The sequence below is a fragment of the Hyalangium versicolor genome (genome assembly GCF_020103695.1).
Taxonomy (GTDB): Bacteria; Myxococcota; Myxococcia; order Myxococcales; family Myxococcaceae; genus Hyalangium; species Hyalangium versicolor.
This window is the reverse complement of the sequence record NZ_JAHXBF010000003.1, coordinates 565776-577722: the sequence shown is the minus strand read 5'-3', so window position 1 is coordinate 577722 and position 11947 is coordinate 565776. Positions and strand designations below refer to the sequence as shown.

Here is an 11947-nt window from a genome sequence, read left to right as displayed (position 1 = left end):
GTGCTACCTCTCTACTCGGTAGAGATGTGCTGGCGTCTCTCCCGCGTCCTGTTCGCGCTGGCCCAGGGCGGCACGCGGCTCTATCCGAGGGCAGATGGGACGCTGCTCCCTGTCATCTTCGCTTCCTTGGGCTTGGGGGTGGAGCATGTGCGTTGAAGCGCTGAGGCCCAGGTGGGCAGTGATGTGGATGGCCGTCGCCCTCTTCGTCACGGCCTGCGCTACGTGGCCCCCGCGGCCTGGCCCGGGTGACGCCCACGGCCCTGTCGCGGTGTTGCGAGAGGATCCAGCGACGGGGACTCACTCGGTTGAGGAACTCCACCCTGCCGCCACCCCGGAAAAGAGACCACGAGTGCGGCTCCGGCGCCGCCACGGCGCGCCCGTGGTGGGCACGGACGTGGCCCTGGTCAGCCCGGAGGAGATGGCTCTGAGCCAAGCGGCCGGCTCGGAGCCCCCCACCCAAGGCCCGCCCACATGCGGGGGCCAGGCCGTGCCGGAAGGCTGGCCAGACTACTCCTCCTGGTTGGATGAAGAGCTGCTCGCTCCCTTCCTCAAGTGCACCTCGCCCTCAGAGTTCCTCGAGCTGCAACGCCGGGTGGACATGCCCCGGCTGGTAGAGGCGTTGGAGGACTGGTCCGCCGTGAGGCTCGGCGCGCTCGGGCCCTTGGAGACCCCGGCTGCGGAGGTGCTCCAGCGCAAGCGCTTCTCGTTCCTCGTCACTGCCACGGAGAAGTACGGGGCCTACGACCAGGTGCTCACCCTCTTTCTCGTCGACACCACATTCGATGATGAGGTGCGCGATCTGTTGCTGCGGCTGGCGCGGGACAAGCAACTGGAACAGACGCTGGGGCGGATGGAGGCCGTCCGCGAGAAGTTGGAGCGTCGGGGCCTCAAGCTCTCGGACTACCCGGACCGGGACGAACAACTCAGTGACGTGCTGCGGGGCTTGGGCCGCGCCGCCAACGACGTGCGCTCCACCATCCCCTTGAGAGATGGGCTCCAAGGCGGGGCTGTGTACGCCACGCGAGCCCACTTGCCACCGCCCTACCAGGAAGCCTTCGACGAGACAGAGCGGGCCCTCGTGAGGGAGCACTTCTCTCCGGGCCATGTGACGCTGGGCACCCTCGACCACATGACCTTCGGCGTGCCACTGGGCTTTTACTACCTGGCGGCTGGGACGGGACATGGGGTGCACACGCTGACGCAGGGCCAGTACGAGCAGGCCACGCGGGAGCTGGCGCCCGCGGCTCTGCTGGTGGGCTTGTACGCCGGCGGCAAGGGGTTGCGTTTCTTCTCCGGGGCCAAGGGAGTCGCAGGCGTGGGAGCCGAAGGCGAGCGGCTGCCAGTGCCCGAGCTGCGCGTGCAGATGCTGAGGGAGGTGGTGGAACGGCTGCGGGCGCGGTTGAGCGAGAGCGACTTTGCGCAGTTGGTGCGGTGGCTTCGAGGCAGTCGCGAGGTGGGCGTCCTGGTAGCCACCCATGGAGAGCCGTTCGCCATGGTCCTCGTCGAGGCCCGCGGCGACCCGGTGAAGGCACAGGCTGTGTTCTCCCAAACCAGGCCCGAGCCCCGAGGCCCCGCCCAGACCATGGCCGGCGCAGGCAAGAACCTCGACAGGGCCGCCTCGATGGCGGAGGAGGCTCCGGGCCCCTCCCCGAAGATGCCCGGAGCCGGAAACACTCTGGGCAGCCTGGCCTCGCTGGTGAACGAATCCGTGGGCCACACCGCGGAGGTGGTCCACGCCAGGCTGGCGCGGGCGGAACTCCTGGAGGCGCCCGGCGCGCGGCTTCCCGCGAACGTGGCGTGGTTGGAGCAGAACCGCCCTGGGCTGGAGGCGCCACCGCCCGGAGTGCCCGAGGGCTCCGCGCTCTGGCACGAGTACGTGGCATACAGGGAGGGCCGCCTCTCCGAGCTGAAGGCGGGAGAGAAGGCCAAGGGGCCCCTGCGATGGGAGGAGTACGAGCAACTGCGTGGGCTGTTCGCCCGAGGGTTGGCGTTCGAGAGGATCATGGTGGCCCTGCTGCGCGCGGACGCAGCGCTGCCGCAGGCGCAGCGGCTGTGGCTCCGGGATTTCGTCGATCCGCGCATCGAGACCTGTGTGGGGGTGGCGAAGGAGGGCCAACCCGGCGTGCGCTTCGCGGACGTGCTCGTCATCGAGAGGCAACCCCCTGCGGGCCAGCCGCCGCGCGTGGAGACCTTCAGCTTCAAGAGCCGCGATCTCTCGCTGCTGAAGGAAGGCGCCTTGACGGCGCAGATGACGGAGGATGCGCGGGAAGCCCTGGGGTATTATGGCGAAACGCTGAACATCCGCCGTCCTTCTCTCAAATACCTTGGCTCCGAGGTGCAGGTCCGCAGAGTCCGCCTCATCTACGAGGGCGGCGAACTCAAGCCGACAGACCCAGCGCTGTTGAAGAAAGCGGTGCCCGAAGTTCAGAGGGAGGTCAAGGGAGTGGAGGTGCTGGTGAAATGAAGGCGCTGGAGTTCCACGACTTGAATCCGGAGGACCGCCTCCGGCTCTCCTTCGATGCGACCTTCAACCCGAAGACTCCACTTGAGCGCGAGTTGGAGCCCTTCCTCCAAGTGCTTGAGGCGTGTGCGGGCGACTGGATGCCGGACGTCGTCAAAGGCAAGCGGCACCGAAAATACTCTCGCGCCGCCCTCTGGAAGTCCCTGGAGGAGGAGCGCAACGAGAAGAGGGCGTCCATCGGGCTCTATCGCACGAAGTGGCCCGCATTGGACATGACGCTCAGGCTCTGGTTCCCGCCCGAAGAGACCGACCTGTACATCTGGCTCGCTTTGCAACCCCTCTCCTTCTTCGCGGAGGAGGAGCGCTGCCGCAACTTTGTGGACATGGTCGCCGCATGGGCCTCCCACTACCCAGTCACTCACGCCAAGGCCAACAGCCTGGCGGAGGATCAGTTGGCGGACTCTCCCAACTACGGCCGCGATGACGAGACCATGTACCGGGACGGGTTCGACAGGATCTACGAGTTGAGCTGGCTCAACGTTTTCGGCCCGCAACTGGTGGAACTCGTCGGCCGCGAGCGCATGCTGTCCACGCCGGCCCACCGGGTGGAGGAACTCCCCACCGGTTCCATCCTCGTGGTGACCTGGCCCACTGCCGCAGACTTCGCCCGAGATGAGGCGCGCCAGGCTCAGGCTCGGGCCTTCGTCCACCTCCGGCCGGATCTCGACTTCGAGGCGGTCCTGCGCACCCTGCGGGAGCGAAGTGCGAGGCTCGCACCCGTGGAGCCTCACTTCTACCCGGACATCGCTCCCCTCCTGGCACGCGTAGTGGATCGCGCCGCGTTCAGCCAGCGCCAGCAGAGGATCGCGGAGTTCAACGCCTGGAAACCACCCGAACCGGAGGAGTGGTTGCCTGCGGACGCCGCGCTGCCTCCAGACGTGTCGGATCCCAAAGCTGCTCGCGAGCACTACTCGCTGCTCGCGGAGTACCTCGTGGCGCTCCTGCACTCCAATGTTCCTTCCGTCTTCGAGCAAACCCCCGAGTCACTCACGGACGTGGACTACCGCTTCTGGTACGACAATTTTCCGGAGACCTTCGAGCGACACAACATCGACGCGCGGGCGGTGCCGGCCGTAGGCGGGTACCTGGGCGAAGTGCTGGTACGGCGCCTGGGAGGGCAATGGATACCACGCAAGAAGTTGGAGGAGGCTCAGGTGCGCGTCGGTAACCGCGTCTGGCTTCCCTTCGTCCGGGCTCACCAGTACATGCGCTCGCGCCAGTCACTGCTGGACTACTCCCTGACGCAACTGTACCGCGTGGCCGAGCGGCACCGGGGCTGAGCGCTATTGGACGGGCGTGCCGGACTACGGCTCGCGGTAGATGAGCAGGCCGCGCGTCATGTCCACCACGTAGACGTAGCCGTCTCCGGGGACTCGGATGCCGATGGCTCCTACAAAGAGGCCATCGAAGAGGTCCGAATCCCGGAAGGTATTGGCGTACGCAATCTCCTTCGGCTGGGTGGGGTTGGACACATCCAACACTCGCAGCCCCTCGGCATACCAGACCACGTAGAGACGCTTGTCCCTCAGCACCATGTTGTGGATCGAGCTCTGCGGCCGCATCTTGTACTCGCCGATCTTCACGACGTGGGCCGGGTCGGTGACATCCAGCACACGCAGGTGCGCGTTCACGTTCTCTCCGCCCTCGAAGGCGATCGTGCGGCCGGCGAAGGTGCCCACCTGGCTGGTGTGGCTGGGGTTGTAGATGCTCGCGTCATACGTGTACGAGCCCAGCGGCTTGGGATCGCTCCCATCCGTGACGTCCAGCACGTAGTACCCCTGGCCCATCTGGCTGATGTACAGGCGGTTCTGGTACGCGAACGAGTCGTGCGGATACCCCCGGCCATTCGGGTCCGCGGGCACGCCGTAGCGGGCGAGCAGCACGGGGCTCAAAGCGTTGCTCACGTCGAAGATGAGCGCCTGTCCGCCGCTGGAGGATTGGGCGTACAGCCGGTTGCCGTCGACGAAGAGGGTGTGGATGTCGAAGGTATCGCCCGGCACGCCGCGCACCATCTGCGGATTGGCGGGGTCGGTGATGTCGAAGACGAGCACCCCGTGATTGCCACTGCCCACATAGAGGGCGTCGTCCTTGGCCCAGACCGAGTTCCAATAGGCATCGCCCTCCAGCTTCACCACCTTCTTCAGTACGGGGTGGGCCTTGTCGCTCACATCGAAGACGGCGAGGCCGCCCTCGTCGAAGCCCCGGCCGTAGTTGAGGGCCACCACATAGGCGTGGTTCTTGGTGACGTAGACGTCCACGGGAGTGCCCACGTCCACCCGGCTCTCCGAAACGAACTCGATGCCGGAGAGCTCGGGCTCGCCGATCCGTTGCGTGCGCACACCTTGGAAGGTGCCGGCGAAGCGCTCTTCCCCACCGTTGATGCACGTCTGAGAGCACCCGGTGAAGCGCTGCTCGTTCTCGGCCTGGCAGCCCGCAAAGGCGAAGAGCTGGCTGGTGCCATCCGGGAAGCTCAACTGGCTAGAGACGTAGAACGTCTGCCCATCCACATGCTTCTGGAGGAGTGGCAGGCCGTTGACGGCCTCCGGGCCACCCTGCGTGGAGACCCGGAAGCCACCAGGGGAGAAGCCGGAGAACGGACTGCTGCTCGAGCGATCGAGCACGGAGTAGACGCCGTCTGGAGACAGCCGCGAGAGGGTGCTCCGGTCGCAAGAGGACAGGTTGAAGGACTCCAGGCTCCCGCAGGGCACGGGATTGCCCGCGTCATCCACGGTGACAACCGAGCAGGAGGCAAAGGGGCCGGTGTCGATGTGGTCACCCTTCTCCTCCAGCGGGACGTAGTTGCCGTCCCACTCGGTGGGCCTCTCTGGATCCGGCTCCTTCTTGTCGTCGTGACAGCCCAACCCCAGGGTCGTCATCATCAGGACTGCAAGCGCACATCGCATCGGATTCACCATGGTTTGTCTTGCTTCCCCTCTAATGAGAGCACCTGGACGAATGACTGGCTGCCAGGGCCGCGCAGATACGAGGGCTCCAGCAGCTCCAACCGAGGGCAGCCCAGCAACGTCAGCGTGCGATCGATCTCCTTGCGAAAGAGCTCCAGCACGAGCTCCACGCCAGCCTCACCCGCCGCAGCCAGTCCATACAGGAACGGCCGGCCGATCATGCAGGCGCGAGCCCCCAGCGCGATCGCCTTCACCACGTCCGAGCCGCGACGCACTCCTCCATCCAGGATGATCTCCGCCTTCCCGCCCACGGCGTCGACGATCTCGGGCAACACATCGAGGGCGGCAGGTAAGCCATCCAACTGCCGCCCACCATGGTTGGAGACGACGATGGCCTGGACGCCATGCTCCACCGCGCGCCGCGCGTCCTCAGCGCGGGTGATGCCCTTGAGCACCAACGGACCGGGCCAGAGCCCTCGCAGCCACTCCAGATCCGACCAGGTGACGGAGGGATCGAACTGCCGAGACGTATAGGCGGCCACGGAGACCGCATCCCGGCGCGTCAGCGCCTTGCTGTCCTCGAAGTTGCCGAAGGTGGCGCGGGGCGAGCGGGTCATCCTCAGCGCCCAGCCCAAATGCATCAGGAGATCCAGCGCGTTGGCCACCGTGAGACGGGGCGGCACCACGAAGCCATTGCGAACATCACGCTCGCGATTGCCCATGTCTGGCACATCCACCGTCAGGCAGAGAGCGCTGTAACCCGCGGCGCGGGCCCGCTCCACCAGCGAGCCGGTAATCCCTCGATCCTTCCAGATGTAGAGCTGGAACCACTGCGGTGCCGGCGCCGCCGCGGCGACCTCCTCGATGGTGCAGACCGACATGGTGCTCAATGTGGAAATGGTGCCCTTGCGTGCCGCCGCCTGCGCGACAAGGAGCTCTCCCCGGGGAGCGAGCAATCCCGCGAGGCCCACCGGCCCCAGAATCACCGGAAGCGCCAGCCGCTGTCCCAGCAACGTCGTCGACACATCCCTTGTGCCGACATCCACCAGCGCGCGAGCCCGGAACATGTAGCGGGCAAAGGCCTCCCGGTTGGCACGCACGGTGACCTCATCATCCGCGCCGCCCTCCACGAAGTCGAAGAGGAAGCGAGGCAACCGGCGCCGCGCCAGCCGGCGCAGATCCTCGATGTTGGCAACCCGAGGCACGTCCTGGCTCAACCGTGTCCGAGTTCCTGCTCGACCGCTTCGTAGAGCGCCCGGATGTTGGCGGCGCCGAAGCCACGCGCTGACTTGCGCTGGGTGACCTCGAAGAACAGGGTCCGCCGCGGGTGGGCCGAGCGAGTGAAGACCTGGAGCAGGTAACCGCTCCCTTCATGATCCACCAGCACGCAGCCATCGCGCAGCTGCTGCCAGTCCTCGCCCACATCCTCGAGCCTCACGCGCTGGGGGAGGCGCTCGTAGTAGCCAGGAGGGCTCTCGAGGAGCGAGACCTGATGATCGCGCAGGTACTTCACCGTGCCCAGGATGTCACCACTGCGGAAGGCCAGGTGCTGCACCCCAGGCCCCCGGTGGCCGAGAAGGAAGCGATCGATCTGTCCCTGCCTCTTGCCGGCCATGGGCTCCATCAGCACCAGGCACGCCCTGCCCGCCGCGTCCTGGACGACCCGCGAGTTCATGCCGCTGTATGCGGTCTCCACGTTCTCCTCATGCGATTGGCGGAAGCCGAAGACGCGCTCGTAGAACTCCACGCCCTGCACGAGAGAGCCGGGCGCCACGCACAGGGCCAGATGATCCACATCGACCATCATCGGGGCCGAAGGGAGGTGCACTCCCTCCCGCATCTGGAAGCGCCCAGGCCAGAACTGAGACTCCGGCGCCTCACGCTGGATGAGCGAGTGCACCACATCACCGACAGGCGAGGAGACAATGGCGCGGATCAACCGCCCCTGCGCGTCCTCGCTGCGCACAGGCTCCTGAAGAGGCCTGGCTCCGAGACGGACCGCCTCCCGGAATGCCTCCGTCGCATCGGGCACTCGGAAGGCAATGTCTCGAATGCCATCCTCGTGCAGCTCCACATAGCCAGATACCTCGTCCGTCGGGTGATCCGCGGCCGTGACAACGAGCCGAATGCTTCCCTGCTGCAGCACCTGGCTGTGCCGGTGTTCTCCAAGGGCCTGCGAACCCGCGTCACCCACGACCTGGAAGCCGAAACCATCACAGAGCCAGTGTGCTGCTCGATGGAGATCCGCGACGAAAAGCTCAAGGTGATCGATTCCAGTGACGTTCACTTCGGGTACTCCCTCTCCGACGCTGCTCCGACGGGTACGAGGCGCTCATGTTCGAGCAAAGCCACCATGCCCGGCAAGACGGCTTCTCACATGATTTCGCCGCCGCAGCCCTCCATCCTACACGGGGCAGATGGCCTCCACGTTCTGATCCCGCGTATGGTCCCCCCTCGACATGCTGCTCCAAGAGTCCCTGCACCCGTCATTGACGGATCCGATCCTGGACGTCATGAACTTCCTCAACGAGGTGGCGCTCCGCTTCCCGGAGGCCATCTCGTTCGCGCCCGGCAGGCCTAACGAGCAGTTCTACGATGCCCGGCAGCTCTCGTCGTACCTCGACGAGTACGTGCGCTACCTGAGCCAGGAGCGAGGGCTCACCGAGCCGCAGATCCGAACCCAGCTCTTCCAGTACGGCCGGACCAATGGCCAGATCCACGAGCTCATCGCGCGAATGCTGGAGAAGGATGAGGGCATCCGGACCACCCCGGAGTCCATCGTCGTCACCGTGGGCTGCCAGGAGGGGATGTTCATCTCCCTGCGCGCGCTGTTCTCGAAACCCGACGAGGTACTGCTGGTGGGCATGCCTTGCTACATCGGCATCACCGGCGCGGCCAGGCTCCTGGGGATCGAGATCGTCCCTGTGCCCGAGCGCGAGGATGGCCTGGATCTGGAGGCGCTCGAGGCACGGCTGCGTGCGCTCCAGGCGGAGGGCAAGCGGGCCCGGGCGCTCTACCTTGTCACGGACTTCTCCAATCCCTCCGGGCGGAGTCTGCCCCTGCCAGCACGCCGCCGTCTGCTGGAGATCGCCGCACGCGCGGAGCTGCTCATCATCGAAGACAACCCCTACGGCTTCTTCTTCCGCGAGGGTCCGCGCAAGCCCACCCTCAAGTCGATGGATGACCGGCAGCAGGTCATCTACCTGGGCTCGTTCTCGAAGTCCGCCTTCCCAGGCCTGCGCGTAGGCTACGCCGTGGTGGATCAGCAGGTCGTCAACGCGACGGGGAAGCGGCACCTGCTGGCCGAGGAGTTCTCGAAGATCAAGAGCCTGCTGTCCGTGAACACGCCGTCGATCAGCCAGGCCATCATCGGCGGCATGTTGGTGATGCATGGAGGGGGGCTCCTCGAGGCCAACCGGGAAGCCATTCGCTTCTACAAGGAGAACATGGACGCCGCCCTCCAGGCCCTGGAGCGCCACTTCCCGAGGAACGAAGCGTGGGCCCAAGGTGTGACGTGGAACGTCCCCGATGGCGGCTTCTTCCTCGTGATGAAGCTGCCTATCGAGGCCGATGACGCCCTGCTCGAGCAGTCCGCGCGGAGCTACCAGGTCCTCTGGACGCCCATGCGGTACTTCTACCTGGGCACAGGCGGCGAGCACGAGATCCGGCTCTCGTGCAGCTACCTCACGCCCGCGCGGATCGAAGAGGGGATCTCCCGCCTGGCCCGGCTGATCAAGGCAGCGGTGGAGCAGCAACCCTCGCGGACACTCAAGGCGAGCTGAGGGGACGGGCATGTCAGAGATGATGACTGCGGCAGTGCTGGACCGCTTTGGACCGCCGGAGGTGCTGCACCCGGCCCAGGTGCCCATTCCAGCCTTTGACGAACAGCAGGTGCTGGTACGTGTCCGGGCCTCGGCGGTCAGCCCTGGAGACTGCCAGTTCCGGAGCGGTGAGCGCAGAGGCGGCGAGGTGCGGTTTCCCGCGCTCATCGGCATGGATCTCGCGGGAGAGGTAGCGCGGGTAGGCGCGGCCGTGACGCAGTGGGCGCCAGGGGACGCGGTGTATGGCTTCTGGCTGAACCATGGAGCCTGCAGCGAGTACGCCGTCATCCCCGCTCAGCTCCTACGCCCCAAGCCGAAGAACCTCTCGTACACCGAGGCGGCCGCGGTACCGCTCTCGGCGAGCACGGCGCTCCAGGTGCTACGGGATCTGGGGCAAACCGGGCCGGGCCAGAAGGTGCTCGTGATCGGAGCCTCTGGGGGAGTGGGAACCTATGCGGTGCAGATTGCCCGCATCCTCGGCGCCGAGGTGACCGGCGTGTGCAGCGGCCGCAACGCCGAACTGGTCCGGGAGCTCGGCGCGGTCCAGGTGATCGACTACACCACGGCGGGCCTGACGGAGAGCAGCACGCGCTACGATCTCATCCTCAACACGACCCAGGCCCATTCCTATCGGGCTTGCGCACGGCACCTGCGCCGGGGAGGAACGTACCTGACCACCACGCTTCGGGGCCTCCGCACCCTGGCGGAGAGCTGGCTGGCGAAGGCCTCGGGGCACTCGTTCCGGACCGGTCACGTCCAACCGTCGGGGAAGGATCTCGAGCAACTGACGGATTGGATAGAGGCCGGCAAGCTGCGCCCCGTGGTCAGCCAGGTGTTCCCCCTGCCCCACACCTCGGAAGCGCACCGGCTGAGCGAGACCGGGCACGCCCGAGGCAAGCTCGTGATCACGGTGTAAGCAGCCTCCGGCGACACCCTCCCGACGCGGAGAATTTGCTGCTAGCGTTCGCTCCCCTTCCCCCCTTCCCCCCAAGCGACTGATGGACACCAATCAAGACACCACGATCTACAAAGTCGTCATGAACCACGAGGAGCAGTACTCGATCTGGCCCGCCGACCGTGAGAACGCGCTGGGCTGGAAGGATGCGGGCAAGACTGGCACCAAGGAAGAGTGCCTCGCCTATATCCGGGAGGTCTGGACGGACATGCGCCCGCTCAGCCTCCGCAAGGCGATGCAGAACCAGAAGTCCTGATCTCGCGGGCTTGATGGACCGCAGGCCCACCGCTCGCCGACTGGACCGTATGGATGACACCTCCCACCTACAAGCTGCCTCCGGGCCCCCGCCGGAGCTTGTTCTCTCTTCGCGCGCTGAAGGACTTCCTCGAATCTGATCGCGACCCGCTGGGCTTCTTCGGCCGGTACCGTCAGGAGCACGGGGACCTCGTCTGCTTCCAGGTGCCGGGGCAGGTGGTGATGCTGGTGAGCCACCCGGACTACATCAAGCACTTCCTGGTGGACAACGGGGCCAACTACTCGAAGCCGTCGGGCATCATCCCCATCCTGGGCAACGGTCTGCTCGCCAGCGATGGGGAGTTCTGGCTGAGGCAGCGGCGCATGGTTCAGCCCGCCTTCCATCAGGACCGGCTCAACAACCTGTTCCCCCTGATGGTGGACAGCATCCAGCGGATGCTGGGGCGGTGGGAGGAGTACGCCCGCGAGGGGAAGCCGGTGGAGATTCCCCAGGAGATGCTGCGGGTGATGCTCTCCATCACCGGGCGAGCCGCCTTCACCCAGGACTTCATCGAACAGCCTGGAGTGCTGGAGGGCATCCTCAAGCACAACCAGATCATCCACCATCGCAGCCCGCTGGCGGTGCGGCTGCTGCGCCGGTTGTTCCGGCGGCCGCCTCCGAGCGCGAACCAGATGCGCGAGATCCTCGAGGGGCTGGACGAGCGCCTCTACGCCCTGATCCGCGAGCGGCGCCAGGCGGCTCCCGCCGAGCCGCAGAACATGCTGGACATGCTCATCGCCGCGCGCGCCCCGTCCGGGCAGGCCATGACGGACAAGGAGCTGCGCGACGAAGCCGCCAACATCTTCTTCGCCGGAGCGGAGACGTCCATGAGCTCGCTCACCTGGACGTGGCACCTGCTCGACAAGCACCCGGAGGTGCGTCAGCGGCTGCGCCAGGAAGTCTCCGAGGCCATTGGAGACCGGACGCCCACACTGGAGGACCTGCCGAAGCTGCGCTACGCGCGCATGTGCTTCGAGGAGGCGATGCGCCTGTACCCGCCCGCATGGGTGCTGGGGCGGCAGGCCCGCGAGGCGGACACGCTGGGCGAGTGGGACGTCCCCCCGGGGACCTTCATGATGACGGTCGTCTACCACCTGCAACGGGATCCCACGTACTGGGAGAACCCGGATCGGTTCGAGCCGGAGCGCTTCCTGCCCGAGCGCGCGGTGAAGCGGCCGAGGTACTCCTACTTCCCGTTCGGCGGCGGCCAGCGCCAGTGCATCGGCAACAACATGATGCTGATGCAGGCCACGCTGCTCATCGCCATGACGGCCCGCAGCTATGAGGTGAGGACCGTCCCAGGCTTCCCCGTCGAGGCCGAGGCGAGCGTCACGCTGGCACCGAAGTACGGGCTCCAGGCCACCATCCACGCGGCGCCGCCGATCGCCATGCCCTCGCTGGCCAGCGGCACCTGAGCCGCCCCACCGCTCTCCGTTCTCAGCTCCCCGTCAC

At 66.5% G+C, this 11947-nt stretch carries 9 protein-coding genes; 6 read left to right on the top strand and 3 right to left on the bottom strand.

The window, feature by feature from the left end; genetic code table 11:
• Positions 1 to 349 precede the first annotated feature (349 nt).
• Together KY501_RS08550 and KY501_RS08545 are read left to right on the top strand one after the other, a co-directional pair.
• Complete coding sequence (locus tag KY501_RS08550; RefSeq protein WP_224362179.1) at positions 350 to 2464, top strand: hypothetical protein; 2115 nt, start codon at positions 350 to 352, stop codon at positions 2462 to 2464.
• Positions 2461 to 3801, top strand: coding sequence for a hypothetical protein (locus KY501_RS08545; RefSeq protein WP_224362178.1), 1341 nt, complete (start codon positions 2461 to 2463; stop codon positions 3799 to 3801). Before KY501_RS08550 ends, KY501_RS08545 begins: the two co-directional genes overlap by 4 nt.
• Before the next feature lie 24 nt (positions 3802 to 3825).
• On the opposite strand, the gene KY501_RS08540 is transcribed toward KY501_RS08545, so the two are convergent.
• The 3 genes from KY501_RS08540 to hppD are packed head-to-tail and all read right to left on the bottom strand — an operon-like array spanning position 3826 to position 7711.
• A complete protein-coding gene (locus KY501_RS08540) occupies positions 3826 to 5400 on the bottom strand; it encodes an LVIVD repeat-containing protein (RefSeq protein WP_224362177.1) in 1575 nt (524 codons plus the stop codon).
• A gap of 29 nt (positions 5401 to 5429) precedes the next feature.
• Positions 5430 to 6629, bottom strand: a complete 1200-nt coding sequence (locus KY501_RS08535; protein ID WP_224362176.1) for an alpha-hydroxy acid oxidase — start codon at positions 6627 to 6629, stop codon at positions 5430 to 5432.
• An 8-nt stretch (positions 6630 to 6637) separates the two neighbouring features.
• On the bottom strand, positions 6638 to 7711 hold the full coding sequence (gene hppD / locus KY501_RS08530; protein ID WP_224362175.1) for a 4-hydroxyphenylpyruvate dioxygenase: 1074 nt from the start codon (positions 7709 to 7711) through the stop codon (positions 6638 to 6640).
• A gap of 172 nt (positions 7712 to 7883) precedes the next feature.
• On the opposite strand from hppD, the gene KY501_RS08525 reads away from it, so the two are divergent.
• From KY501_RS08525 to KY501_RS08510, 4 genes are all read left to right on the top strand, one after another.
• Positions 7884 to 9206, top strand: a complete 1323-nt coding sequence (locus KY501_RS08525) for an aminotransferase-like domain-containing protein (protein ID WP_224362174.1) — start codon at positions 7884 to 7886, stop codon at positions 9204 to 9206.
• Between the two features lie 10 nt (positions 9207 to 9216).
• On the top strand, positions 9217 to 10161 hold the full coding sequence (locus KY501_RS08520) for an NAD(P)-dependent alcohol dehydrogenase (RefSeq protein ID WP_224362173.1): 945 nt from the start codon (positions 9217 to 9219) through the stop codon (positions 10159 to 10161).
• A gap of 82 nt (positions 10162 to 10243) precedes the next feature.
• The gene (locus KY501_RS08515) at positions 10244 to 10456 is read left to right on the top strand and encodes an MbtH family protein (protein WP_373691570.1); all 213 of its coding nucleotides are present in this window, start codon (positions 10244 to 10246) and stop codon (positions 10454 to 10456) included.
• Positions 10457 to 10509: 53 nt separating this feature from the next.
• Entirely contained in the window at positions 10510 to 11910 is a 1401-nt protein-coding gene (locus KY501_RS08510) for a cytochrome P450 (RefSeq protein ID WP_224362172.1), read from the top strand.
• Positions 11911 to 11947: the final 37 nt, after the last annotated feature.

Coding starts and splice junctions, on each gene's coding strand:
- KY501_RS08515 (WP_373691570.1), top strand. CDS start 10,244: ATGGACACCAATCAAGACACCACGATCTACAAAGTCGTCATGAACCAC.
- KY501_RS08520 (WP_224362173.1), top strand. CDS start 9,217: ATGTCAGAGATGATGACTGCGGCAGTGCTGGACCGCTTTGGACCGCCG.
- KY501_RS08540 (WP_224362177.1), bottom strand. CDS start 5,400: ATGATGACGACCCTGGGGTTGGGCTGTCACGACGACAAGAAGGAGCCG.
- KY501_RS08525 (WP_224362174.1), top strand. CDS start 7,884: ATGCTGCTCCAAGAGTCCCTGCACCCGTCATTGACGGATCCGATCCTG.
- KY501_RS08545 (WP_224362178.1), top strand. CDS start 2,461: ATGAAGGCGCTGGAGTTCCACGACTTGAATCCGGAGGACCGCCTCCGG.
- KY501_RS08510 (WP_224362172.1), top strand. CDS start 10,510: ATGACACCTCCCACCTACAAGCTGCCTCCGGGCCCCCGCCGGAGCTTG.